Consider the following 23,010-nt stretch of genomic DNA (forward strand, 5'->3'; position numbering starts at 1 on the left):
TCGCGGTGGTCAGGGGGCTCGATCGTGCTCGGGCTCCCTGACCAAGGTCACGGCGCCACGCGAGGACCGGTTCAACTCGGTCTGCTTCTTTCCGAAAGTCAGTTCCGGGAAGTCATTGCTGGCCAGGGAGATCGCGAGATAGCTTCAGGCCTGCACGCCCGTCATGTACCTGCCCGAGCACCACCTGTGTCTCGGGCCGGTTTCTTTTCCGGATGATGTGGAGATCCCATGGCTCATCTGCCTTCCAGGCGCCGTCTCGCTCTGGCCGTCCCCGTCGTGCTGTCGCTGACCGCCTCCCTGGGCTTTCTGCCGACCGCAGCGACGGCCACCCCGCTCACGGAGACCACCGTGCAGGCGGCGGACGCGCCGAAGCTGGCCTACGTCGTCAACACGACGACGGACCGCCGGACGATCGGGTCGGTGAAGAAGGCGATCGCGGCGGCCGGCGGAACCGTCGTGGTGACGTACGACAAGATCGGTGTGATCGTCGCCCACTCCGCGAACCCGGACTTCGGCAAGCAGATGCGCAAGGTGCGCGGGGTCAGGTCGGCGGGTGCGACGCGTACGGCACCGCTGACCGCCGCGGGCACGACGGAGAAGGACGCGGTGCAGCTCCTCACCCAGGAGCAGGCCGCGAAGACCGCGAGCGCGTCCGTCCCGGGGAGCGAGCCGCTCGAGGCCGACCAGTGGGACCTGCGGGCGATCGGCGCCGACAAGGCCGCGAAGATCAACCCGGGCAGCAGCAGGGTGACCGTCGCGGTGATCGACACCGGCGTCGACGACACCCACCCGGACCTGACCGCGAACTTCTCCAAGTCCCAGTCGGCCAACTGCGTCGGCGGCGTCGCGGACACCAGCGAGGGCGCCTGGCGGCCGTACACGGCGGACGACTACCACGGCACGCACGTGGCCGGTTCGATCGCCGCCGCGCGCAACGGGATCGGTGTCGCGGGTGTGGCGCCCGGTGTCAAGGTCTCCTCGATCAAGGTGAGCGAGCCGGACACCAGCCTCTTCTACCCGGAGAGCGTGGTGTGCGCGTTCGTGTTCGCCGCCGACCACGGCGTGGAGATCACGAACAACAGCTACTACGTCGACCCGTGGCTGTACAACTGCATGGACGACCCCGACCAGAAGGCGATCGTCGACGCGGTCAACCGGGCCCAGCTGTACGCCCAGAAGAAGGGCCTGATCCACCTGGCCTCGGCGGGCAACTCCAACCACGACCTGGACGCGGACGCGATCGTCGACACCAGCAGCCCCGACGACACCACGCCCGTAGAGCGCACGATCGACCCGCATGAGTGCTACGACCTGCCCACGCAGCTGCCCGGTGTCGTCACGGTCAGCGCGACGGGCGTGAACAACCTCAAGTCGTACTACTCCTCCTACGGCAAGGGCGTCGTCGACGTCGCGGCGCCGGGCGGCGACCGGCTGTACCAGATACCGGACACGCCCTCGAAGAACGGCCGTGTCCTGTCGACGATGCCGAACGGCGAGTACGCCTTCCTGCAGGGCACCTCGATGGCCGCGCCGCACGCCGCGGGTGTGGCGGCGCTGCTGAAGTCCAAGCACCCGTGGGCGAACGGGGCCCAGATCCAGGCGCTGCTCAAGGCGCAGGCGGACAACCCGGGCTGCCCGGAGTCCTACGACCAGAACGGTGACGGCACCCCGGACGCAGTGTGCGAGGGCGGCCCGCGCGTGAACGGCTTCTACGGGTTCGGGATCGTCAACGCGCTGCGTGCGGTGAAGTGACCGAAGGCCCGAGGACACCCAAGACTGGAGACTCTGACACCATGACAGCGCCTCACCCGCGCTATCGTCGTGCGCTCGCCGTCCCCGCCGGGATGGCCGTGGCGACGGCGCTCGCGTTCCTGCCGAATGTGCCGGCGTCCGCCGCGGACGCCTCCGAGGCCGAGGCCTCCTCTCTCAGTTATGTCGTCAACGTCCGTCCGGGGCACGGTCCTTCGCCCCGGGTGGAGCGGGCCATCGCCCGGGCCGGCGGCACGATCGTGACCTCCTACGACCGGATCGGCGTGGTCGTCGTCCACTCGGCGAACCCCGACTTCGCCAAGGTCGTGCGGAAGGTGCCCGGGGTGGACTCGGCGGGCAACACCCGCCACGCGCCGCTGCCCGCCCAGTCGACCACCGACGTGGGCACGCCGAAGGTGCTCAGTGCCGCCGAGGCGGCGGCCGTCGAGGCCGCCGACGGGCAGGACCCGTTGGAGCCGCTCCAGTGGGACCTGCCCGCCATCAAGGCGGACAAGGCGCACAAGGTGTCGCTGGGCAGCCCGGACGTCACCGTCGCGGTGATCGACACCGGGGTCGACGACACGCACCCCGACCTCGCGGCGAACTTCGACCGCGACGCGTCGGTCAACTGCGTGACGGGCAAGCCGGACACCACCGAGGGCGCGTGGCGGCCCGGGGCGGGCGAGAGCCCGCACGGCACGCACGTGGCCGGTGAGATCGCGGCCGCCAAGAACGGCATCGGCATGACGGGCGTCGCGCCCGGCGTGAAGGTCTCGGGCATCAAGGTGTCCACGACCGAGGGGTACTTCTACACGGAGGCCGTGGTGTGCGGCTTCATGTGGGCGGCCGAGCACGGCGTCGACGTGACGAACAACAGCTATTACACCGACCCGTGGTACTTCAACTGCAAGAACGACCCGGACCAGAAGGCGCTCGTCGACGCCCTCACCCGGGCCTCGCGGTACGCGGAGAAGAAGGGCGCGGTCAACGTCGCGGCGGCCGGCAACGAGAACTACGACCTCGCGGCCGACGAGATCACCGACCCGGTCTCGCCGAACGACGCCACGCCGGTGGAGCGGGTGATCGACCCGTCCGAGTGCCTGGACATCCCGACGCAGTTGCCGGGGATCGTGACGGTCGCCTCGACCGGCGCCAAGGGCATCAAGTCCTCCTTCTCCAACCACGGTCTGGGCGTGGTCGACATCGCCGCACCCGGCGGCGACGCGACCCGCTACCAGACCCCGGCCCCGCCGGCCACCAGCGGCCTGATCCTGGGCACCATGCCGGGCGGCGGGTACGGCTACATGGCCGGTACGTCCATGGCGTCGCCCCATGTCGCCGGCGTCGCCGCCCTCATCAAGTCCACCCACCCCTACCTCCCGCCCACCGCGGTGAAGGCCCTCCTCTACGCCGAGGCCGACGCCACCGCCTGCACGGACCCCTACGACATCGACGGCGACGGCAAGGTCGACGCGGTGTGCGAGGGCTCCAAGAACCGCAACGGCTTCTACGGCTGGGGCATCGCGGACGCGCTGGACGCGGTGACCAAGTAGCACCCACGCGCGCGAAGGGCCGGACGGATCCACCGTCCGGCCCTTTGTCGTGGTGCGGCACCGTGGGCAAAGGGGTGCGGCTGCGGTGGGGCGCTGCCACTCATATTGATTGAGTCAATACTGCATAGTTGAGTCATGACATCGATCGAGTCGGCCTGGTCGGCGGTGGGTGGGGATGGTGCTCTTCCGGGTCGGGTGACCTGGGTGGCGCGGGAGGGGGTGTTGCGGGCGCGGCTTCCTGTGCGGGAGTTGGGGCGGGCCTGTGTGGGGGCTGCTGCGCTCGCGGGTGCCGAGTTGGGGGCGCGGCGGGCCGGGCTCGGCGAGGTGCCGGGGGTGCGGGTGGACGACGGGGCGGTGGCGACGGCGTTCACGAGTGAGCGGCATCTGTTGATCAATGGCCGGGCGCCGGTCAACTTCGCTCCGCTGTCCCGGTTCTGGCGGACCGCGGACGGGTGGGTGCGTACGCATGCGAACTATCCGCATCATCGGGAGCGGTTGCTCAAGGTGCTGGGGCGGGCGGACCGCCTTGAGGCCGCGTTCGCCGAGCGCTCCGCCCTGGAGGTCGAGGAGGCCGTGTACGCGGCGGGGGGCCTCGCCGTCGCCCTGCGGACGCCCGAGGAGTGGGCGGCCCACGCGCAGGCCGCGGCGATCGCCGAGCGCCCCCTGGTCGAGCGCGACCGCATCGACACCGCCCCCGCGCGCGTGCTCGCGCCGATCGACGCCACTCCCCTGCTGCCCGCCGCCGGGCTGCGCGTCCTGGACCTGACCCGTGTCATCGCGGGCCCGGTCGCCACCCGCACGCTCGCCCTGCTGGGTGCGGACGTGCTGCGCGTGGATCCGCCGCACCACCCCGAACTGCCCGACCAACACGCGGACACCGGCTTCGGGAAGCGGTCCGCCGTCCTGGATCTGAGGGCGGACCGGCGTGCCTTCGAGGAGCTGCTGGCGAGCGCGGACGTGGTCGTCACCGGCTACCGGCCCGGCTCCCTGGACCGCTTCGGGCTCTCCCCCGAGGCGCTGGCGGAGCGCCGTCCCGGCGTGGTCGTGGCGCAGGTGTCGGCCTGGGGCGCGTACGGGCCGTGGGGCGGGCGGCGCGGCTTCGACAGCCTGGTGCAGGTGGCCACCGGGATCGCCGTCACCGAGGGGTCGCGGGAGCGGCCGGGCACGCTGCCCGCGCAGGCACTCGACCACGGAACCGGCTGCCTGCTGGCGGCTGCGGTGCTGCGGGCCCTGAGCGAGCAGTACGACGAGGGCGGCAGCAGGGTCGTACGGCTGGCGCTGGCGCGCACGGCACTCTGGCTGACCAGCGGGTCCGCCGCGGGAGAGGCGGGCACCGGGAGTGAGGCGGGCACCGCACGTGAGACGGACGCCGGAAGCGAGGTGGGCGCCGGAAGCAAGGTGGGCGCCGCAGGCGCGGCAGACACCCCAGCTGAGGCAGGCACCACAGACACGGCCGGCGCCGCAGGCGCGGTGGGGGGCGGAGGTGAGGTGGGCGGAGCCGCGTACGAGGCGCCGGATCCCTGGCTGGCCGAGAGTGACAGTGCCCTCGGGCGGCTGCGGTATGCGCTGCCGCCCGTGTCCTTCGCGGGCGGGCCGGTGGACTGGGCGCGGCCGCCCGGTGTGTGGGGGGCGGATTCCGCGCGGTGGGCCTGAGTCGCGGGGCGCCTGAAAACGTAACCATGGGCGGAATGGCGTACCGCCAGTTGTTTTCCTGGACTTGCCCTGTTCTGGGACGGCTGGTGAAGATCCTGGGGTGACCTTGACAAGACCCACGTCCGGGGCGGCCGACGCGGGCGGGCCCGTGGCGCGGCGCGGAGTCCGCCGGGCTGTCGCCGTACTCGTCCTGGTGCTGCTCGGGGCGCTGATCCCGCTGCTCGGGCCGTCGGCCGCGCTGCACGGCACCGGAGAGGCGGCCGCGCCCGGCGACGGCGCCATCGCACTGCTGCGGACGGTCCTGTTCGCGGCGTTGTGCGTGCCGGTGGGCGAGCTGTTCGTGAACCGGCTGGCCCGTGCCGTGCCCGGTGCTCCCCCGGTCGCACCCCGGAGTTGGGCGCCGCACGCGGCCGCCGCCGGTTTCGTCGCCGCCCTCGGACTCGCCTCCGTCGTGTCGACCGGCAACCTGGTGCCGGGCAGTCTCGCCGACCTCGATGTCGGCGGCCTGTACGAGACCCGGGACGGCAAGCTCGCGCTGCTGGAGGTCAACGCCTTCGCGGCGGCCGGGCTGTGCGCGTTCTCCCGGCGGCCGGGCACCCAGATCTGGCCGCTGGCCGCGGTGGTCGTCGCCGAGGCGCTGCGCGCGCATCCCCCGACGGAGTACAGCCCGCTGCTCGGCTCCGGCCTGACGCTCGTGCACCTGACCTGCGCGGCGCTGTGGACGGGCGGGCTGCTGCACGTGCTGCGGACCCTGCGGGGCTGGGGCGGCACGCCGACGGGAGCGGCGCTGCTGGGGCTCTACGCGCGCGTGGCGGTCGTTCTGCTGGCCGCCATCACGGCGACGGGGGTGTGCAGTTCGCTGCGCCGCATGCCGCCGGAGACGATCCTGGAGCAGCTGACGACGACGGCGTACGGGCGGGTGCTGCTGGCCAAGGTGCTGCTCGTGGTCGCCGTCGCCGCGCTGGCCCTGTGGGCGCGGTTCCGGCTGCGCCGCGCGGCGGACCCGCTGACCGCCTGCTCCCCCGCGCGCGCGGAGGTCGTCGCGCTGGGGTTCGTCGTGGCGGTCTCGGGCCTGCTCACGGCGCTGCCGGTGCCGATCAGATGGTGACTGACCGGCACCTGCTGGAGCCGCGCGCTCAGGGCGTGGCCGAGCGCACCTCGCCGAACGTCTCCTCCGGGGCGGGACGCGCTTCGAGCGCCTTGAGCATGCCGGTGACGATCAGGAACTGCGCCGCGACATAGGTGAGCATGATCCAGAAGTCCTGCAGGGGCAGCGGGGGCCACTCGGCGACGTCCGTCGCTATGAGGGTGTCGGAGAGCACGAAGAGCGCGGCGCCGGTCCCGGCGACCTTGCCGAAGCGGCTGCCGACGCCGTAGGCCATGGCCGTCAGCAGGATGCTGTAGGCGACGACCGGGATGCGCAGGTCGCCGGGCAGGTCCGTCCACAGGCTGAGCAGGGTGGTGGTCAGTACGGCGCAGTAGAGGGTGAGGAGGAAGCTGTGGTGCGCGTCGGCCCGGCCGCGCGTGCGGACGAGGGCGAGGTAGCAGACGTGCCCGGCCGCGAAGGAGGCCATCCCGGCGAGGAAGGCGGGCTCGGCGTCGAACAGCAGCAGGGTGTCGCCGCCCCAGCCGAACAGGAGGGCGACGACGAGGAGTCGGGGCGCGCCGGACAGGGCAGCCCAGGCGGCCAGCAGCGGCATCAGCAGCGGCTTGGCGACGAAGTGCCCGGGGTCGTAGTCGGCCGCGAGGCAGCCGAGGTCGACGGCGGTGGCGAGGCCGAGGGCGAGGAGCAGAGCGCGTCTGGTGGTCACGCCGACAGAGTCTCCTTCACCGGCTCCGGCGCGGGCTGCCAGCCCGGCCCGCGGAAGAGGTGCCCGGCCCACTGGCGCCAACCGCGCGCTTTCTTCAGGTCCTTGGCGAGGGAGACGTATTCGTGGGTGGCGACCTTCAGCGGGTTGTACGTGTCGATGTTCTTGGTCAGTCCGAAGACCGGACGCTCGGTCTCGGCGACGAAGGAGCGGAAGAGCCGGTCCCAGACGATGAGGATGCCGCCGAAGTTGCGGTCGAGGTAGCCGCCCTGGGAGGCGTGGTGGACGCGGTGGTGGGAGGGCGTGTTGAGGACGAACTCGAACCAGCGCGGCATCCTGTCGATGCGCTCGGTGTGGATCCAGAACTGGTAGACGAGGTTGGCCGAGGAGCAGAACGCGAGGGCTGCCGGGTGCACGCCGCAGGCGATGAGGGGGACGTAGAACGGCCAGACGGTCAGGGACGTCCAGGGCTGGCGCAGCGCGGTGGTGAGGTTGAACTTCCGGCTGGAGTGGTGGACTACGTGGCAGGCCCACAGGAGGCGGATGACGTGGTGGCCGCGGTGGGACCAGTAGTAGAAGAAGTCCTGCGCGAGGAGCATCAGCGGGATGGTCCACCACAGGACGGGCACCCGCAGGGGCGTGAGTTCGTAGATCGCCGTGTAGATCGCGACGATGGGGATCTTCCAGAGAAGGTCGAAGGCGAGACTTCCGAGCCCCATGCCGACGCTGGTCGCGGCGTCCTTCGCCTCGTAGCCCGCTGCCTCCTCGTCGGGATGGAGACGGACGCTGATCATCTCGATCACGGTGAGCAGGACGAAGGCGGGTATCGACCACAGCACGACATCGGGCAGGTTCGGCATGGGGGCACCGTAGAACCGCTGGTCGGCTGCGGCTAGACGTTGTTACTCACAAGTATTACCGGCGGTACGCGCTTACTTGTTGGCGATCTCCACCAACCGCCGCCGACTAAACGCCCACCGCCCCCAGCAAGGACCCCACACCGTACGTGACCGCCATGGCCAGCGCCCCGCCGGCCACGTTCCGCAGCACCGCGCGCCCCGGGGCGGCGGCTCCCAGGCGGGCGCCGGACCAGCCCGTCAGGACGAGGGCCGCCAGGACCGAGGCGACCGTGACGGGGACGCGGGCCGAGACCGGGGGCAGGACGATCGCCAGCAGCGGCAGCAGGGCGCCCGCCGTGAACGCCAGAAAGCTCGCCCACGCCGCGTGCCACGGGTTCGTCAGTGCGTCCGGGTCGATGCCGAGCTCCACGCGCGCGTGCGCCCTGAGCGCGTCCCGCGCGGTGAGCTGCTCGGCCGCCTCCCGGGCGATGTCCCGGGACAGGCCGCGCCCGTGGAGGAGTTCGACGAGCTCCGCCAGCTCCGCCTCCGGCCGCTCGCTCAACTCCCGCTTCTCCAGCGCCAGGGCGGCCTTCTCCGAGTCGCGCTGGGTGGAGACGGAGACGTACTCGCCCACCGCCATCGACATCGATCCGGCGAGCAGCCCGGCGAGGCCCGCCGTCAGCAGGGCCGAGCGTTCGCCGGTCGCGCCCGCCACGCCGACGACCAGTCCGGCGGTGGACACGATGCCGTCGTTCGCGCCGAGCACGGCCGCCCGCAGCCAGTTCAGCCGCTCCCCCAGCGCGCCGCCGTGCGTCTCGTCATGCGCAGGTTCCGTCACACCCCGGAGGATCGCACCGCGTACCCGCCCGCGCGGGAAGGAACTTGACGTGCGGGTCCCACAGACACTCGAACGGACGGGCGCGGCAGGGTACCTGACGGAACACCGACCCGGGCCCACGGGACAGGGCTGTCAGTCCCGGCCCGTATCCTCATGGACCATGCTCGATGACCACACGACCGCAGCGCCCTCCCCCACCGGGTGGCCGACCGCGTATCCGGAGGGATACGCGGTCGTTGACGTGGAGACCACCGGACTGGCCCGGGACGACCGGATCATCTCCGCGGCCGTCTACCGGCTGGACGCGCACGGCGAGGTCGAGGACCACTGGTACACGACGGTCAACCCGGAGCGCGACCCGGGCCCGGTGTGGATCCACGGTCTGACGAGCGACGTCCTGGAGGGCGCGCCCCTCTTCGCGGACATCGCCGAGGAGTTCTCCGCCCGCCTGGCGGACCGGGTGCTCGTCGCGCACAACGCCGTCTTCGACTGGCAGATGATCGCCCGCGAGTACGCGCGCGCGAAGCGCGAGGCCCCGGTGCGGCAGCGGCTGTGCACCATCGCGCTCTCCAAGGAGCTGGGCCTGCCGCTGCCCAACCACAAGCTGGAGTCGCTGGCGGCGCACTTCGGCGTCGTACAGCAGCGGGCGCACCACGCGCTGGACGACGCGCGCGTGCTGGCGGAGGCGTTCCGGCCCAGTCTGCACGCCGCGGCCGCGCGGAGCGTCCGGCTGCCGCTGCACGAGTGCCGGCCGCTGACCGAGTGGACGGACCTGGCCGTGCCCCGGCAGCAGGGAGGCTACGGCGGCTACCGGCCGACCAGTTGGCGCCCCTCCCGCAAACGCCCCGCCTGCCCCTATCCCAACCCGGGCCGGTACGAAGAGGGCAAACGACTCAAGCAGGGCATGCGGGTCGCGTTCTCCGGCGACACCTCGGTGGAGCGCGACCTCCTGGAGGACCGGGCGACCGAGGCCGGGCTGCATGTCGCGACCAGCATCTCCCGGCTGACCAGCCTGCTCGTCACCAACGACCCCGACTCCGGCACCTCCAAGGTGGTCAAGGCCCGGCAGTACGGCACCCCGGTCGTCGACGAGGCGGCCTTCGGGCAGCTCCTGCGCGATGTGGAGCCGGCGTCGGAGGGATGACCGTACGGACGGGTGATTTGCGCCGCGACTCGCCCGCCCGCGCCGCGCCCGCACCGCGCGGACACCTCACCCTGTGGCGCATGGCGACTTGCGAAGTATGCGGCAACAACTACGGCATGACCTTCGAGGTGCACGCGCAGGGCGCGGTGCATGTCTTCGACTGCTTCTCCTGCGCGATCCACCGCATGGCCCCCATCTGCGAGCACTGCCGGGTGCAGATCATCGGCCAGGGCGTCGAGGTCGAGGGCCACTGGTACTGCGGCGCCCACTGCGCCCGCGCGGAGGGAAAGGTGGGCATCGTCGACCGCGTCTGACCACACCCCTGTGCGAACACCCCACGGTCCGAGTTGTACGGTCGTGGGGTGTACCGCTTCCTGTTGTCCCGGCAGTGGGTGATCCTCACGCTGGTCGCCCTCCTCCTCATCCCCACGATGATCAGGCTGGGCTTCTGGCAGATGCACCGCTACGAGGAGCGCACCGCCCGCAACCAGCTGGTCTCCGAGGCGCTCGCCGCACCGCCGGTCCCCGTGGAGAAGCTGACCTCGCCGGGCCACACCGTCACCAGCGCCGAGCGGTACCGCACCGTCACCGCCCAGGGGCACTTCGACACCGACGACGAGGTCGTCGTCCGGCGTCGCACCAACTCCGACGACGAGGTGGGCTTCCACGTCCTGACCCCGTTCGTCCTCACCGACGGCAGGGTGCTGCTGGTCAACCGGGGCTGGATCCCCGCGGACGGCCCGAGCCAGACGGCGTTCCCGAAGATTCCCGCACCGCCGAGCGGCGAGATCACCGTCACCGGTCGGCTGATGCCCGACGAGACGACCTCGGCCAGCGGCATCAAGAACCTCGAAGGCCTGCCGGACCGCCAGATCATGCTGATCAACAGCGAGCAGGAGGCGCGCCGCCTGGACGCCCGCGTGCTCGGCGGCTACCTCGTGCAGACGGAGCCCGAGCCCAAGGGCGGCACCCCGGAGCAGCTCGGCAGGCCCGGCAACGAGGACGCGGCGCTGAACTACGCGTACGCCGTCCAGTGGTGGCTGTTCGCAGTCGGCGTCCCGGTCGGCTGGTTCGTCCTGGCCCGCCGCGAGGCCCGGGAGCGGGCTCAGGCGGCGGCAGCGCAGGAGACGGAGACGACACCGGCCCCTGTGTAGCGTGGCCGCGGGAAGCAGGTGGCCGGTCGCGCGGTTGCCCGCGCCCCGCGGGTACGTCCGCTGCACGCGCCTCCCGCGTCTGCCCGCGGGCGTCAGCAGCAGCGGCCCTCGGGGTGGTCCTCCCGGTGCAGGAGGCTCAGTACGCGCATCAGCTCCCGCACGTACCACCGCACCCACCGCACCGCCCTCATGACCGGGCCCCCGCCAGCGGCTCGTCCTCCCGCTCGGGCACGTCGATGCGGGACTCGACGTACGGCGCCTCGGTCGTCGGCAGGGGCTCGGGGGCGCGGACGGCGCGGACGCAGACCACGGCGCAGTTGACCAGGACCGTGAGGACCAGCAGGAGGAAGACGGCCATGATCACGCCGTCGACCGTGTTGTTGAGGACGATGGTGTGCATGTCGTCCATGTTCGTGGCGCCCGGCAGCAACTGCCCCTCCTCGATCGCCTGCGCGTACTTGTCCCGCAGGGCGAAGAAGCCGATCGCCGGGTTGTCCGAGAAGATCTTCTGCCAGCCCGCGGTGTAGGTGACGGCCACGTCCCAGGCCAGCGGGATGCCGGTGACCCACGCCCAGCGCAGTTTGCCGGACTTGATCAGGACGGTGGTGGTGACGGCGAGGGCGACGGCGGCCAGCAGTTGGTTGGCGATGCCGAACAGCGGGAACAGCTGCTTGATGCCGCCGAGGGGGTCGGTGACACCGGCGTAGAGGAAGTACCCCCAGGCACCGACGACCAGGGCGCTGGTGATCCAGATGCCCGGCTTCCAGGTGACGCGGCCGATCGGCTTCCAGACGTTTCCGAGCATGTCCTGGAGCATGAAGCGGCCGACGCGGGTGCCGGCGTCCACGGTGGTGAGGATGAACAGCGCCTCGAACATGATCGCGAAGTGGTACCAGAAGGCCTTCATCCCGGCGCCGCCGAACACCGCGGCGAAGATCTCCGACATGCCCACGGCGAGGGTGGGGGCGCCGCCGGTGCGGCCGACCAGCGTCTCCTCCTCGACCGCCTTGGCGGCTGCGGTGAGCTGTTCGGGGGTGATGGTGAAGCCGAGGTTCTTCACCGCTTCGGAGGCGGTTTCCACGGTCGGGCCGAGCAGGGCGGCCGGGGAGTTCATGGCGTAGAACAGGCCCGGTTCCAGGACGCAGGCGGCGATCAGGGCCATGACGGCGACGAAGGACTCCGTGAGCATGGAGCCGTAGCCGATCATCCGGACCTGGGACTCCTTCTGGATCAGCTTCGGCGTGGTGCCGGAGGAGACCAGGGCGTGGAAGCCGGACAGGGCGCCGCAGGCGATGGTGATGAAGAGGAAGGGGAAGAGGGAACCGGCGAAGACCGGTCCGGCGCCGGTCGAGGCGAACTCGGTGACGGGCTCGGCCTTGAGGTTCGGGGCGGCGATCACCACGCCGACGGCCATCAGGGCAATGGTGCCGACCTTCATGAAGGTGGAGAGGTAGTCACGCGGGGCCAGCAGCATCCACACCGGCAGCACGGACGCGAAGAAGCCGTAGCCCACCAGGCAGAACACCAGGGTCTCCGGGCTCCAGACGAAGTACTCGGCGAGCGAGGAGTCCTGGATCCAGCCGCCGCCGAGGATCGCGAGCAGCAGCAGGCCCACGCCGATGAAGCTGGTCTCCACGACCCGGCCGGGGCGCAGGTAGCGCAGGTAGAAGCCCATGAAGAGGGCGATGGGGATGGTCATGGAGACCGAGAAGGTGCCCCACGCTGACTCCGCCAGCGCGTTGACGACGACCATCGCCAGGACCGCCAGCAGGATGATCATGATGGCGAAGACGCCGATCAGCGCGGCCGCTCCACCCACCTTGCCGATCTCGTCCCGGGCCATCTGGCCGAGGCTCTTTCCGTCCCGGCGCATCGAGAGGAACAGGACGATCATGTCCTGCACCGCGCCGGCGAAGATCACGCCCACGACGATCCAGATCGTGCCCGGCAGATAGCCCATCTGCGCGGCGAGGACCGGGCCGACCAGCGGTCCGGCGCCGGCGATCGCCGCGAAGTGGTGGCCGAACAGCACCCGCTTGTCGGTGGGGTGGTAGTCGACGCCGTCCTCAAGACGTTCGGCCGGGGTGGCACGGGTGTCGTCGACCTGGAGGACACGGCGGGCGATGAACCGGGAGTAGAAGCGGTAGGCGATCGCATACGAGCCGAGGGCCGCCACGACCAGCCAGACGGCGGAGATCTCCTCGCCCCGGGACAGGGCGAGCACGGCCCAGCCGAGGGCGCCGGCCAGGGCCACGGTGGTCCAGATCGCCACCGACTTCGGGGACATGCGCGGTCTCTCGGGCGTACTGCGGCCGCTTTCGGGCGTGGCTGACGTGGGCATGACGGCTCCTGATCTGAACAGGCGTGCGACGGAACGGGGCGTGCGGCTCAGCTGTGTCGATGTCGATGTCGATCTCGACGCCGGTCCGACAGCGCGTAAGCGGCGAGCAGGCAGAGGCCGCACCCCGGCACCCAGGCGAGCTGGTACCAGTAGAAGAACGGCGTCCCGGCCAGCCGCGGCTCGGCACCGGCGTACCAGGGAACCCACAGCAGACCTGCGGCGGGCGCGAGAAGCAGTACGGCGATCGCGACGCGCCGTAGCCGGTGATGACCGGTCCGTGCCATGACCTGTGCTCCTCTCCCGCTCGCTGTGGGTTCGTGCAAGAGTTGCCCATCCACGGGATCCGGTTGACAGCGAGTTTCCAGGAAATTTCCCGCCGGTTCCGTGTCATCCTTTCCGGCCGCTCGCGCAACTCTCGCGCGAGGGCACAGGCACAGGCACAGGCACACCAAGGACGGTGACCCATGGCCGATGGCGCCATGACAGCGACGTTTCTCGCCGTGATCGGCGGAGCGTCGCTGCTCGCCGTCACGGCGCGGCGCCTGCACCCGAGCGACCGGCTGCCGTCCCTGGAGGGCTGGGCGCTGGCCGACCGCAGCCTCGGCCCGGTGTGGACCTGGCTGCTGCTCGGCGGCACGATCTTCACCGCGTACACCTTCGCCGCCATACCGGGCCTGGCCTACGGCAGCGGCGCGCCCGCCTTCTTCGCGGTGCCGTACACCGTGATCGTCTGCCCGATCGCCTTCGTGCTGCTGAGCCGCCTGTGGACCGTGGCCCGCACGCACGGCTACGTCACCGCGGCCGACTTCGTGCGGGGCCGGTACGGCTCGGCGCCGCTGGCCCTGGTGGTCGCGCTGACCGGGATCCTCGCGACGATGCCCTATCTCGCGCTGCAACTGCTCGGCATACGGGCGGTGCTGGCGGCGGGGGGCGTGTATCCGCGGGGCGCGGCCGGTGATCTGGTGATGGTGGCGCTGTTCGCGGGGCTGGCCGTCGCCACCTACCGACACGGGTTGCGCGCCCCCACCGTCATCTCCGCGCTCAAGGCCGTGGCCGTCTTCGTCTCGCTGACCGCGGTGACCTGGCTGGTCCTCTACCGGCTCGGCGGCCCGGGCGCCGTCTTCGACGGTGCGGCCGAACGCCTCGGCGGCCCGGCCCTGCTCCTCACCCCCGAGCAGCAGCCCGCCTACGCCACCCTCGCCCTCGGCTCGGCGCTCGCCCTGCTGATGTACCCGCACGTGCTCACCGCCGGTTTCGCCGCCGACAGCCCGCAGACCCTGCGCAAGGTCTCCGTGGCGCTGCCGGCCTGGACCGGGCTGCTCGCCCTGTTCGGCTTCCTCGGCATCGCGGCCCTGGCGACCGGCGTACGCGCCCCGGCGGGCGGCGCCGAGGCCGCCGTACCGATGCTGGTCGACCGGCTGATGCCGGGCCCGCTGGCCGGGCTGGTCTTCGGGGCGATCACCGTCGGCGCGCTGGTACCGGCGGCGGTGATGTCGATCGCGGCCGCCACGAGCTTCGTGCGCAACGTGTACGTCGAGTACGTCCATCCGACGGCCACGCCCAAGCGGCAGGTGCGCATCGCCAAGGCGGTGTCGCTGACCGCGAAGGTGGGCGCGGTGGCGTTCGTGTTCGGGCTGCGCGACCAGGACGCCATCAACCTCCAACTGCTCGGCGGAGTCTGGATCCTGCAGATCTTCCCGGCCGTCGCCGTGGGGCTGTTCACCGGGCGGCTGCATCCGCGGGCACTGCTCGCCGGGTGGGCGGTGGGCATGGTGGCGGGGACCTACATGGTCGTACGGGAGGGATTCTCGTCGATCGTGGCCCTCGGCTCCGGGCCGGAGATCTACGCCGGGCTCGCCGCCCTGCTCCTCAACCTGACCGTCGCCGTGGCCGGGACCGCGGTGCTCCAACGCCTCGGCGTCCCGCGCGGCGCCGACCTCACCGACCTGCCGTCACGCCTGAGCGTCAGGCGGCGCCCCGAGACGGGAGCGAACAACCCGTGAGACAGCACCTGAGACGCGAAACAGAGGCTCCGGTACCGGCCGTGCCGCCCCTGGCCCCCGCGGTGAGCGACCCGGCCGACCTGGAGCGCGAGGCCGCACTGGCCCGTCTGTTCGAGCTGCACTACTCCTCGATGCTGCGTCTCGCCGTCCTGCTCGGCGCCGACGACCCCGAGAACGTGGTCGCGGAGGCCTACTACCAGATCTACCGGAAGTGGCGGCGCCTGCGGGACATCGAGGCGGCGGAGGCGTATCTGCGCTCCACGGTGTGCAATCTGACGCGGATGCGGATACGGCACCTCCAAGTGGCCCGCAAGCACGTGGAGAAGCCCGCGGAGGAGCTCGTCGCCTCCGCCGAGAGCACCGCGCTGCTCCACGACGACCAGCGCGTCCTGATCGACGCGCTCCAGCAGTTGCCCGCCCGGCAGCGCGAGGCGCTGGTGCTGCGGCACTGGCTCGGACTGAAGGAGAGCGAGATCGCCGCGGCGATGGGCATCTCCTGCGGATCCGTCAAGACCCATACGGCACGCGGCCTCGCCGCCCTGACCCAGGCGATGGAGGCCCGGCGATGACCCATCGAGACGCGACCGGGTCGCGTGGTACCGGTCCCGACCGCACGGAGCGGGAGCTGCGCGAGGCGCTCTCCGCACTCGCCGACGGGGTGCAGGCGGCGCCCGACGCCTATCGCACGGCGCGCGGCGAATGGCTGCGCCGGGAGCGCCGGCGCCGGCTCGTCCTCGCCGTCCTCGTCATGGTCGTGTTCGCCCTGGCCACCCTGATCGGCCTGTGGGTCCTCAACCAGGCTCCGGCCGACCCCGGCGTGATCTTCTCCGAGACCGGGCCCACGGCGGGCGCGTCACTCCCCCGGCCCCAGCCCTGATTGCCCCACCGGCCCCGGGGGAACCCGCACTTGCGTGCACCCCCGTATCGAGGACTACGCGCTCATCGGCGACGAGCAGACCGCTGCCCTGATCGGCACGGACGGCTCCGTCGACTGGCTGTGCCTGCCCCGCTTCGACTCGGCCGCCTGCTTCGCCAGGCTGCTCGGCGACGAGGAGAACGGTCACTGGCGCATCGCCCCCGCGGGCGCCGACCGCTGCACCCGGCGCGCCTACCGGACCGACACCCTCGTCCTGGACACCGAGTGGGAGACCGACGAGGGCGCGGTGCGCGTCACCGACCTGATGCCGCAGCGGGACCGCGCCCCCGACCTCGTCCGCATCGTCGAGGGCCTGCGCGGCGAGGTGACCGTGCGCAGCACGCTCCGGCTGCGCTTCGACTACGGCTCGATCACCCCGTGGATGCGCCGCACGGACGGCCATCGGGTCGCCGTGGCGGGCCCGGACTCGGTGTGGCTGCGCAGCGAACCGGAGGTGCGCACCTGGGGCGAGGACCACTGCACGTACGCGGAGTTCACCGTCGCCGAGGGCGAGAAGGTGGCGTTCGTGCTCACCTGGCACCCCTCCCACGAGCCGCGCCCGCCGCTCGTCGACCCGTACGAGTCGCTGCACGCCAGCCTCTCGGACTGGCGGGCCTGGGCCTCCCGCTGCCGTTACGACGGCCCCTACCGGGACACCGTCGTGCGCTCCCTGATCACCCTGAAGGCGCTCACCTACGCCCCCACCGGCGGCATCGTCGCCTCCGCCACCACCTCCCTCCCCGAGGAGCTGGGCGGGGTGCGCAACTGGGACTACCGCTACTGCTGGCTGCGCGACTCCACCCTCACCCTCGGCGCGCTCCTGGCGGCCGGATACCAGGAGGAGGCCGAGTCCTGGCGCAACTGGCTGCTGCGCGCGGTCGCGGGCGACCCGTCCGACCTGCAGATCATGTACGGCCTGGCGGGCGAGCGGCGGCTGCCGGAGATCGAGCTGCCGTGGCTGTCCGGCTTCGCCGGCACCGGCCCCGTACGGATCGGCAACGACGCCGTGCGGCAGCTTCAGCTGGACGTGTACGGCGAGGTCATGGACTCGCTGTCACTGGCTCGGAGTTCGGGCCTGCCCTCCCAGCCGGACATGTGGGCGCTCCAGGTCGCCCTCATGGACTTCCTGTGCACGGCGTGGCGGCAGCCGGACGAGGGGTTGTGGGAGATGCGCGGGGGCCGCCGTCAGTTCGTCCACTCCAAGGTGATGGTGTGGGTGGCCGCGGACCGGGCGGTACGCGCGGCGGAGCACTACCCGGAACTGGACGGCGACCTGGACGCCTGGCGCGCCCTGCGCGACGAGGTGCACCGCGAGGTGTGCGAGCGCGGCTACGACCCCGAGCGCAACACGTTCACGCAGTACTACGGCTCCCGCGAAATCGACGCGGCGCTGCTGGTCATCCCGCGCGTGGGCTTCCTGCCGCCGGACGACCCCCGGGTGGTCGGCACCGTGGACGCGATCCGCGACGAACTGGACCACGGCGGCTTCCTGCGCCGCTACAGCGCCGAGGAGACGGTCGTCGACGGCCTGCCCGGCGGCGAGGGCACCTTCCTGGTGTGCTCGTTCTGGCTCGCGGACGCCCTGCACATGACGGGCCGTACAAAAGAGGCCCGGGAGCTGTTCGAACGGCTCGTCGGGCTCTGCAACGACGTGGGGCTGCTGTCCGAGGAGTACGACCCGGTGGCGGGCCGGCAGCTCGGCAACTTCCCGCAGGCGTTCAGTCACATCGGCCTGGTGAACACCGCCCTCGCCCTCTTCGGGGAGGAGGGGGCAGGATAGGGGCCATGGATCTTGGACTGAAGGACCGGGTGTTCGTCGTCACCGGTGCCACGCGCGGGCTGGGCCACGCCACCGCGCGCGAGCTCGTCGCCGACGGCGCGAAGGTGGTCGTGACCGGCCGGGACGAGAAGCGCGCCGTCGCCGCGGCGGCCGAGCTGGGACCGGACGCCGTCGGCGTCGCCGTCGACAACGCCGATCCCGAGGCGCCGGCCCGGCTGATCGCCGCCGCGCGGGAGCGGTTCGGCGCCTTCCACGGCATTCTCATCAGCGTCGGCGGGCCGCCGGCCGGATTCGTCGCCGACAACACGGACGAGCAGTGGCAGGGCGCGTTCGAGTCCGTCTTCCTCGGCGCGGTCCGGCTCGCCCGTGCGGCAGCGGCCGAGCTGGAGGAGGGCGGGGTCATCGGGTTCGTGCTCTCCGCTTCGGTGCACGAGCCGATCCCGGGGCTGACCATCTCGAACGGGCTGCGGCCCGGGCTCGCCGGGTTCGCCAAGTCCCTCGCGGACGAGCTGGGGCCGCGGGGGGTTCGGGTCGTGGGGGTGCTGCCCTCGCGGATCGACACGGACCGCGTGCGCGAGCTGGACGGGTTGTCGGCGGACCCGGAGGCCACGCGGGCCGCGAACGAGTCCCGCATTCCGTTGCGGCGGTACGGGACGCCGGAGGAGTTCGGGCGGGTGGCCGCGTTCTTGCTGTCGCCGGCTGCCTCTTATGTGACGGGGGTTATGTTGCCTGTGGACGGGGGGATGCGGCACGGGTTCTGAGCACCATTGCCGAGTGCGGGTTTGTGGGGGCCGATCGCGCCCACGCGGCGGAGCCGCATATCGAAACAGCCCCGCGCCCCTGAGTAGCTCAACTCACCCTTTCTGCGCGGTGCCTGGCGCCCCTCAGCCTGACCTCCGCCGGGAGTGACTCCAGGCCCGCCGACCGGCGGGCGTGGGCCAGGGGCTCGTCGGTGAGGTGTTCCAGAGTGGTGGCGGGGTCCACATGCGGTTCCAGCAGGAGGCGTACGCGGACCTCGGGCGCCGTCCGGCCGCCGGTCAGCCGGGCCTGCGCCCGCTGTACGCCGTCCATCCCCGCCGCCTCGCCCACGAGTACGCCCTCCAGGGCCCGCCCCCTCAGCAGCGCGCCCTCGCCGTCGCCGGTGTCGACCAGGACCTCGGAGAGCCGACGCCGGCGCAGGACCGCCGTCAGCCACCACAGGGCGAGCAGGACGAGGACGGCGAGCACGGCGAGGACGGTCGGCCACCACCAGCCGTCGCCCTCCCAGCGCGTCCGCTCGGAGTCGTCGAGCAGGACGTCGTCGCGGCCGTGGTGAATCCACCACGAGGGGGCCGGGGCCCCCAGTCCCACCGCGAGCACCGAGCCGCCGACGACCAGCAGGACCAGTCCGACGACTGCGATCAGCACACGGTTGACGGTCCTCAGCACCGCGTTCACCCCTTCCGTCCGGGCCGCCGGACGTGCACCGACAGCGTGGGCGGCCGGGACAGGCCCAGTCCGCGGATCGCGTCGGCGAGCGCGGCGTCCAGGTCCGCGCGTACGTCGTCCAGGTCGCGGAAGTGGGAGAGCGCGCGGACGTCGGCGCGGGCCCGGCCCATCCGTACCCGGACCGACTGCACACCGGCTACCTCCATGGCCCGGTCGCGCAGCACCAGGGCGGCGGCGTCCCGGTCGAGACCGGCGCGTACGTCGGTGTGGGTGCGGCGCATCGGCAGCAGGGAGCGCAGCCCGGGAGTGGCGGCGAGAACGATCAGCCACAGGCCGAGGGCCGCGGCGACGCCCGCGCCGACCAGCACCCAGATGTCGTCCAGGGGCCGTTCGGCGAGCTGCCGGGCCAGGTCGCGGCGCCAGGCCATGGCGGGCCGGTCGGCGCGCACGGCGGCGATGTCGTAGAGGAACAGTCCGGCGACGGCCAGGAGCAGCAGCGCGCAGAGCGCGGCCGGGACGCGGCGGGCCGACCAGAAGCGGCCGTTCGCGCCGGCTTCCTCGTCGAGGACGGGCCGGGGTTCGGGAGCCTCGGCCGCCGCCGACCGGTCGAGTGTGCCGGGGTCCGCGGTCTGTTCGACGACCGGGAGCCGTTGGGTGGTGCCCTCGGAGCCCTGGGGCTCGCTCATCGCGTCCTCCCCTGTGCCGCGTGCGCCGGATGCAGTCGCTCCACCTGCACGGCGACCTCCGGCACCTCCATGCCCACCAGCGCGCCTACCCGCTCGGCGACCCGGCGACGCACGGCCGCGCAGCGGACGCCGATGTCGGTGGGGTAGTCGAGTTCGAGGTGGACTCGGACGCGGGCCGTCCGCTGGTGGACCACGACGTTGGCGTGCGGGGGTGAGACCCCGGCCGGCAGCGGGCCGAGGGCCTCACGGGCCGCCTGCGAGGCGATCTTCGCCACGACGCGGTCGGCGATCCGGGTGGCTCCGCGCTCACCGGGCGGAACGACGGTCAGGGATCTGCGGAGCGCACCGGAATCGACGGTCACCTACGTCACCGCCGGTCACGCCGGTCGCCGCGGGTGCGGAAGAATTCGCCGGGCTCCAGGTCCCCTTCGAGGAACCGGCCCGCGACGAAGCCGATGGCGCCCAGGGCTGCCACCAGCAGGAAGGCGCCGAACCCGCCGAAGTATCCGGCGAAGCCCAGTGCCATGCCGGCGATCATGCCGACGACGGCCATGCTCATGGTGCGCTCCCCTCAGCAGGTCACTGGATCCGAGGTTCCACGTCGTCGTCCTCTTCCTCCGGCAGCTTCACGTCGCTCACCGCGATGTTGACCTCGACGACCTCAAGGCCGGTCATCCGCTCCACCGCCGCGACGACGTTCTCCCGGACGGCCCGTGCGACGTCGGCGATGGCGACGCCGTAGTCGACGACGATCTCCAGGTCGAGCGCGGTCTGCACCTCGCCGACCTCGGCCTTCACCCCGCGGGTGACGGATTTCGAGCCGCCGGGCACCCGGTCGCGCACCGCTCCGAAGGTACGGCTCAGCCCGCTGCCCATCGCGTGCACTCCCAGGACGTCGCGCGCGGCCATGCCGGCGATCTTCTCCACGACGCCGTCGGCGATGGTGGTCCGGCCGCGGGTCGCCGGGTCACCTCCGCCACGCCGGACGGCCTTGCGGGTCTGAACGGCCGACTCCTGCTCGGCCTCGGGCTGCTGTGTGGTGTCACTCATCGCCGTACGCCCCTTTCGGTTCGTCGTCCTTCGACCACCGTAAGTGCGGTTGCCCCATCTCGCCTCAGTGATGCGGCAGGCTGGAGGAATGACGGCAGACGGATGGACGCGGACCGTTCGGGATCAGCTGGGGCTCGGCAGGCTGCTGCCGCTGGGCGGACCGCGGGACGGCGCATGGATCACCGAAGGCGCGGCGACGGGCGCGCTGCGGCGGGCGGTGGAGGGCGTGCCCGGGGTTCGGCTGGGTGAATTGCGGCTCGGGCTCACCGACACGGCGGACGCGGCGGAGCCCGTCGTACCGGCTCCCCCGAGCGCACTCCCGCCCGGGCCGCTACGGGTGACCGCGGACTTCGCGGCGACGGCGGCGGAGCCACTGCCGACGACGGCCGCCCGGCTCCGCGAGGCCCTGGCGGATGCGGCCGATCGGGGGATCGGCCTGGCGGTCGCCGAGGTGGACCTGCGCGTGACGGGCCTGCTGGACGAGGACACGGCCCCCGCCACGCCACGGCCGGAGGAGCCGCGGCGGGCCGGAAAGCCGACGGATGCCGACGAAACCCGGGTCGCGGAGGCCGTGCTCGGGGTTCCGGGGGTGGCGGGACTGACGGGGGCGCTGGGCGGGGTGGCCCGGCCGGTGCACATCGAGGAGCGGCCCGGTGAGACGGCCGCCCTGCCGGGCCGTCACGTGCGGGTGGAGATCGCCGTGGAAGCGGATCACCGGGCCATCGCGGTGGCCCTCGCGGTCCGCGCCAGGGTGGCGGAAGCACTGACGGACCACCCGACGGTGGCCGTCCTGGTGACCGCCGTGGGGTGAACGCCCACGGGCCGGCTCTCACGGACGTACGGTGTCGGGCCGGCCGCGTCGGCGGGGGTCTACTCCCCCAGGCCGGCCAGGTCTCGTAGGCGGCGGGCCTGGGCTGCGCGTTCGGCGGTGCGCTGGGCCTCGTAGGAGCGGTCGGCGGCGCCGCGCAGCAGGGCCTTGGTCTCGATCACGGCGTCGCGGGGGGCGGCGAGAAGCGCGCCGGCGAGGTCCTTCACGGCCTCGTCGAGTTGGGGCGCGGGTACGGCGAGGTTGGCCAGGCCGGTGGTGACGGCTTCCTCGGCCGTGACGAAGCGCCCGGTGGCGCAGATCTCCAGCGCCCGGGCGTAGCCGACGAGGCCGACCAGGGGGTGGGTGCCGGTCAGGTCCGGCACCAGGCCGAGGCTGGTCTCGCGCATGGCGAACTGCACGTCGTCCGCGACGACGCGCAGGTCACAGGCGAGCGCGAGCTGGAAGCCCGCCCCGATGGCATGGCCCTGGACGGCGGCGATGGAGACGATGTCGCTGCGTCGCCACCAGGTGAACGCCTCCTGGTACTCGGCGATGGTCGCATCGAGGTCGGCGTCGCTGCCGCGCGCGAGATCGATGAACGACGGCTCGCCGTCGAAGCCCTCCGGCGTGAACGCCTGCCGGTCGAGCCCGGCCGAGAAGGACTTGCCCTCGGCGCGCAGCACGACCACCCGGACGGTGCCGGGCAGCAGGCGACCGGCCTCGGTCAACGCCCGCCACAGAGCGGGGCTCTGCGCGTTGCGCTTGTCCGGGTTGGTCAGCGTCACCGTGGCGATGGCGTCGTCGACGGTGAGCCGTACGCCGTGTTGGTCGAGAACCGGGTCGAGCGAAGCCATGGGGTGCCTCCGATGCTGTGCGGTCAGCTAAGTGACTGCACAGTAACCACCCGGCCGATCAGACGACCGACCGGGTGGCCACCATCGAAGCCGGTGGGCCGCCCGGGCTCAGGACGAAGCGGCCTTCTTGCCCCGCGTCGCCCCGCCACGCCCACGCAGCGTGACGCCCGACTCGCTGAGCATCCGGTGTACGAAGCCATACGAGCGGCCGGTCTCTTCGGCCAGCGCCCGGATGCTCGCACCGGAGTCGTACTTCTTCTTCAGGTCTGCCGCGAGCTTGTCGCGCGCGGCGCCGGTCACCCGGCTGCCCTTCTTCAGAGTCTCGGCCACCCGTGCCTCCTCATGGGAAGTGCGCTCTGGTCTCCTCATGATCACCCCTCCGGGGCTTCATGGCCACCCATTCGGC

At 72.1% G+C, this 23,010-nt stretch carries 25 protein-coding genes; 13 read left to right on the forward strand and 12 right to left on the reverse strand.

The window, feature by feature from the left end; translation table 11 throughout:
• Positions 1 to 228 precede the first annotated feature (228 nt).
• The 4 genes from ICC28_RS27550 to ICC28_RS27565 all read left to right on the forward strand — a co-directional run bounded on the left by ICC28_RS27550 (position 229) and on the right by ICC28_RS27565 (position 6,063).
• Entirely contained in the window at positions 229 to 1,752 is a 1,524-nt protein-coding gene (locus ICC28_RS27550; protein WP_188291427.1) for a S8 family serine peptidase, read from the forward strand.
• A gap of 41 nt (positions 1,753 to 1,793) precedes the next feature.
• Positions 1,794 to 3,302: a S8 family peptidase gene (locus ICC28_RS27555; RefSeq protein WP_188291428.1), complete on the forward strand. Its 1,509-nt coding sequence runs from the start codon at positions 1,794 to 1,796 to the stop codon at positions 3,300 to 3,302.
• Positions 3,303 to 3,437: 135 nt separating this feature from the next.
• The gene (locus tag ICC28_RS27560) at positions 3,438 to 4,955 is read left to right on the forward strand and encodes a CoA transferase (RefSeq protein ID WP_188291429.1); all 1,518 of its coding nucleotides are present in this window, start codon (positions 3,438 to 3,440) and stop codon (positions 4,953 to 4,955) included.
• Positions 4,956 to 5,055: 100 nt separating this feature from the next.
• Positions 5,056 to 6,063, forward strand: a complete 1,008-nt coding sequence (locus ICC28_RS27565; RefSeq protein WP_188291430.1) for a CopD family protein — start codon at positions 5,056 to 5,058, stop codon at positions 6,061 to 6,063.
• Positions 6,064 to 6,091: 28 nt separating this feature from the next.
• On the opposite strand, the gene ICC28_RS27570 is transcribed toward ICC28_RS27565, so the two are convergent.
• The 3 genes from ICC28_RS27570 to ICC28_RS27580 all read right to left on the reverse strand — a co-directional run bounded on the left by ICC28_RS27570 (position 6,092) and on the right by ICC28_RS27580 (position 8,440).
• Positions 6,092 to 6,766: a lysoplasmalogenase gene (locus tag ICC28_RS27570; RefSeq protein ID WP_188291431.1), complete on the reverse strand. Its 675-nt coding sequence runs from the start codon at positions 6,764 to 6,766 to the stop codon at positions 6,092 to 6,094.
• Positions 6,763 to 7,623: a sterol desaturase family protein gene (locus tag ICC28_RS27575; protein WP_188291432.1), complete on the reverse strand. Its 861-nt coding sequence runs from the start codon at positions 7,621 to 7,623 to the stop codon at positions 6,763 to 6,765. The genes ICC28_RS27570 and ICC28_RS27575 overlap by 4 nt, the downstream gene beginning before the upstream one ends.
• A 106-nt stretch (positions 7,624 to 7,729) precedes the next feature.
• Entirely contained in the window at positions 7,730 to 8,440 is a 711-nt protein-coding gene (locus tag ICC28_RS27580) for a VIT family protein (protein ID WP_188291433.1), read from the reverse strand.
• 160 nt (positions 8,441 to 8,600) lie between these two features.
• Between ICC28_RS27580 and ICC28_RS27585 the strand changes: the two genes are divergently transcribed.
• The 3 genes from ICC28_RS27585 to ICC28_RS27595 all read left to right on the forward strand — a co-directional run bounded on the left by ICC28_RS27585 (position 8,601) and on the right by ICC28_RS27595 (position 10,738).
• Positions 8,601 to 9,584: a DEDDh family exonuclease gene (locus ICC28_RS27585; RefSeq protein WP_188291434.1), complete on the forward strand. Its 984-nt coding sequence runs from the start codon at positions 8,601 to 8,603 to the stop codon at positions 9,582 to 9,584.
• Between the two features lie 80 nt (positions 9,585 to 9,664).
• Complete coding sequence (locus ICC28_RS27590) at positions 9,665 to 9,898, forward strand: hypothetical protein (RefSeq protein ID WP_188291435.1); 234 nt, start codon at positions 9,665 to 9,667, stop codon at positions 9,896 to 9,898.
• Positions 9,899 to 9,946: 48 nt separating this feature from the next.
• Positions 9,947 to 10,738, forward strand: coding sequence for an SURF1 family protein (locus ICC28_RS27595; RefSeq protein ID WP_188291436.1), 792 nt, complete (start codon positions 9,947 to 9,949; stop codon positions 10,736 to 10,738).
• A 187-nt stretch (positions 10,739 to 10,925) separates the two neighbouring features.
• Here the strand turns inward: ICC28_RS27595 and ICC28_RS27600 are convergent, their stop codons facing one another.
• Entirely contained in the window at positions 10,926 to 13,079 is a 2,154-nt protein-coding gene (locus ICC28_RS27600) for a carbon starvation CstA family protein (RefSeq protein WP_188291437.1), read from the reverse strand.
• A gap of 47 nt (positions 13,080 to 13,126) precedes the next feature.
• Positions 13,127 to 13,363 carry a DUF3311 domain-containing protein gene (locus ICC28_RS27605; protein ID WP_188291438.1) on the reverse strand — a complete coding sequence of 79 codons (237 nt, stop codon included), beginning with the start codon at positions 13,361 to 13,363 and terminating at the stop codon, positions 13,127 to 13,129.
• 180 nt (positions 13,364 to 13,543) lie between these two features.
• Between ICC28_RS27605 and ICC28_RS27610 the strand changes: the two genes are divergently transcribed.
• The 5 genes from ICC28_RS27610 to ICC28_RS27630 are packed head-to-tail and all read left to right on the forward strand — an operon-like array spanning position 13,544 to position 18,539.
• A complete protein-coding gene (locus ICC28_RS27610) occupies positions 13,544 to 15,082 on the forward strand; it encodes a sodium:solute symporter (protein WP_188291439.1) in 1,539 nt (512 codons plus the stop codon).
• Complete coding sequence (locus tag ICC28_RS27615; RefSeq protein ID WP_188291440.1) at positions 15,079 to 15,651, forward strand: sigma-70 family RNA polymerase sigma factor; 573 nt, start codon at positions 15,079 to 15,081, stop codon at positions 15,649 to 15,651. The genes ICC28_RS27610 and ICC28_RS27615 overlap by 4 nt, the downstream gene beginning before the upstream one ends.
• Complete coding sequence (locus ICC28_RS27620) at positions 15,648 to 15,959, forward strand: hypothetical protein (protein WP_188291441.1); 312 nt, start codon at positions 15,648 to 15,650, stop codon at positions 15,957 to 15,959. The genes ICC28_RS27615 and ICC28_RS27620 overlap by 4 nt, the downstream gene beginning before the upstream one ends.
• 34 nt (positions 15,960 to 15,993) lie before the next feature.
• Positions 15,994 to 17,778, forward strand: a complete 1,785-nt coding sequence (locus ICC28_RS27625) for a glycoside hydrolase family 15 protein (protein WP_188291442.1) — start codon at positions 15,994 to 15,996, stop codon at positions 17,776 to 17,778.
• 5 nt (positions 17,779 to 17,783) lie between these two features.
• A complete protein-coding gene (locus ICC28_RS27630) occupies positions 17,784 to 18,539 on the forward strand; it encodes an SDR family oxidoreductase (RefSeq protein ID WP_188291443.1) in 756 nt (251 codons plus the stop codon).
• Positions 18,540 to 18,627: 88 nt separating this feature from the next.
• Here ICC28_RS27630 and amaP read toward each other — a convergent pair whose 3' ends face one another.
• Genes amaP through ICC28_RS27655 form a run of 5 tightly spaced genes read right to left on the reverse strand, consistent with a single transcriptional unit; the run spans position 18,628 to position 20,942 of the window.
• On the reverse strand, positions 18,628 to 19,206 hold the full coding sequence (gene amaP, locus ICC28_RS27635) for an alkaline shock response membrane anchor protein AmaP (RefSeq protein ID WP_188291444.1): 579 nt from the start codon (positions 19,204 to 19,206) through the stop codon (positions 18,628 to 18,630).
• A gap of 5 nt (positions 19,207 to 19,211) precedes the next feature.
• Complete coding sequence (locus ICC28_RS27640; protein ID WP_188291445.1) at positions 19,212 to 19,892, reverse strand: DUF6286 domain-containing protein; 681 nt, start codon at positions 19,890 to 19,892, stop codon at positions 19,212 to 19,214.
• Positions 19,889 to 20,254: an Asp23/Gls24 family envelope stress response protein gene (locus tag ICC28_RS27645; RefSeq protein WP_188291446.1), complete on the reverse strand. Its 366-nt coding sequence runs from the start codon at positions 20,252 to 20,254 to the stop codon at positions 19,889 to 19,891. Before ICC28_RS27645 ends, ICC28_RS27640 begins: the two co-directional genes overlap by 4 nt.
• 5 nt (positions 20,255 to 20,259) lie before the next feature.
• A complete protein-coding gene (locus ICC28_RS27650; protein WP_188291447.1) occupies positions 20,260 to 20,451 on the reverse strand; it encodes a hypothetical protein in 192 nt (63 codons plus the stop codon).
• A 20-nt stretch (positions 20,452 to 20,471) separates the two neighbouring features.
• A complete protein-coding gene (locus ICC28_RS27655; RefSeq protein WP_188291448.1) occupies positions 20,472 to 20,942 on the reverse strand; it encodes an Asp23/Gls24 family envelope stress response protein in 471 nt (156 codons plus the stop codon).
• 88 nt (positions 20,943 to 21,030) lie between these two features.
• Here ICC28_RS27655 and ICC28_RS27660 point away from each other — a divergent pair, with 88 nt between their 5' ends.
• Positions 21,031 to 21,753 (forward strand): nucleopolyhedrovirus P10 family protein, encoded by a 723-nt coding sequence (locus tag ICC28_RS27660; protein ID WP_188291449.1) that lies wholly within the window; start codon positions 21,031 to 21,033, stop codon positions 21,751 to 21,753.
• 59 nt (positions 21,754 to 21,812) lie between these two features.
• Here ICC28_RS27660 and ICC28_RS27665 read toward each other — a convergent pair whose 3' ends face one another.
• Together ICC28_RS27665 and ICC28_RS27670 are read right to left on the reverse strand one after the other, a co-directional pair.
• Positions 21,813 to 22,604, reverse strand: a complete 792-nt coding sequence (locus ICC28_RS27665; RefSeq protein WP_188291450.1) for an enoyl-CoA hydratase/isomerase family protein — start codon at positions 22,602 to 22,604, stop codon at positions 21,813 to 21,815.
• Between the two features lie 108 nt (positions 22,605 to 22,712).
• Complete coding sequence (locus ICC28_RS27670; RefSeq protein ID WP_004002281.1) at positions 22,713 to 22,934, reverse strand: helix-turn-helix domain-containing protein; 222 nt, start codon at positions 22,932 to 22,934, stop codon at positions 22,713 to 22,715.
• Positions 22,935 to 23,010: the final 76 nt, after the last annotated feature.

The sequence above is a fragment of the Streptomyces sp. TRM68416 genome, from assembly GCF_014596915.1.
Taxonomy (GTDB): domain Bacteria; phylum Actinomycetota; class Actinomycetes; order Streptomycetales; family Streptomycetaceae; genus Streptomyces.

What these genes read in the sequence shown, in the direction of transcription:
- ICC28_RS27630 (WP_188291443.1), top strand. Translation starts at nt 17,784, where the DNA reads ATGGATCTTGGACTGAAGGACCGGGTGTTCGTCGTCACCGGTGCCACG.
- ICC28_RS27600 (WP_188291437.1), bottom strand. Translation starts at nt 13,079, where the DNA reads ATGCCCACGTCAGCCACGCCCGAAAGCGGCCGCAGTACGCCCGAGAGA.
- ICC28_RS27560 (WP_188291429.1), top strand. Translation starts at nt 3,438, where the DNA reads ATGACATCGATCGAGTCGGCCTGGTCGGCGGTGGGTGGGGATGGTGCT.
- ICC28_RS27610 (WP_188291439.1), top strand. Translation starts at nt 13,544, where the DNA reads ATGGCCGATGGCGCCATGACAGCGACGTTTCTCGCCGTGATCGGCGGA.
- ICC28_RS27665 (WP_188291450.1), bottom strand. Translation starts at nt 22,604, where the DNA reads ATGGCTTCGCTCGACCCGGTTCTCGACCAACACGGCGTACGGCTCACC.
- ICC28_RS27640 (WP_188291445.1), bottom strand. Translation starts at nt 19,892, where the DNA reads ATGAGCGAGCCCCAGGGCTCCGAGGGCACCACCCAACGGCTCCCGGTC.
- ICC28_RS27550 (WP_188291427.1), top strand. Translation starts at nt 229, where the DNA reads ATGGCTCATCTGCCTTCCAGGCGCCGTCTCGCTCTGGCCGTCCCCGTC.
- ICC28_RS27655 (WP_188291448.1), bottom strand. Translation starts at nt 20,942, where the DNA reads ATGAGTGACACCACACAGCAGCCCGAGGCCGAGCAGGAGTCGGCCGTT.
- ICC28_RS27650 (WP_188291447.1), bottom strand. Translation starts at nt 20,451, where the DNA reads ATGAGCATGGCCGTCGTCGGCATGATCGCCGGCATGGCACTGGGCTTC.
- ICC28_RS27555 (WP_188291428.1), top strand. Translation starts at nt 1,794, where the DNA reads ATGACAGCGCCTCACCCGCGCTATCGTCGTGCGCTCGCCGTCCCCGCC.
- ICC28_RS27590 (WP_188291435.1), top strand. Translation starts at nt 9,665, where the DNA reads ATGGCGACTTGCGAAGTATGCGGCAACAACTACGGCATGACCTTCGAG.
- ICC28_RS27575 (WP_188291432.1), bottom strand. Translation starts at nt 7,623, where the DNA reads ATGCCGAACCTGCCCGATGTCGTGCTGTGGTCGATACCCGCCTTCGTC.
- ICC28_RS27620 (WP_188291441.1), top strand. Translation starts at nt 15,648, where the DNA reads ATGACCCATCGAGACGCGACCGGGTCGCGTGGTACCGGTCCCGACCGC.
- ICC28_RS27605 (WP_188291438.1), bottom strand. Translation starts at nt 13,363, where the DNA reads ATGGCACGGACCGGTCATCACCGGCTACGGCGCGTCGCGATCGCCGTA.
- ICC28_RS27660 (WP_188291449.1), top strand. Translation starts at nt 21,031, where the DNA reads ATGACGGCAGACGGATGGACGCGGACCGTTCGGGATCAGCTGGGGCTC.
- ICC28_RS27585 (WP_188291434.1), top strand. Translation starts at nt 8,601, where the DNA reads ATGCTCGATGACCACACGACCGCAGCGCCCTCCCCCACCGGGTGGCCG.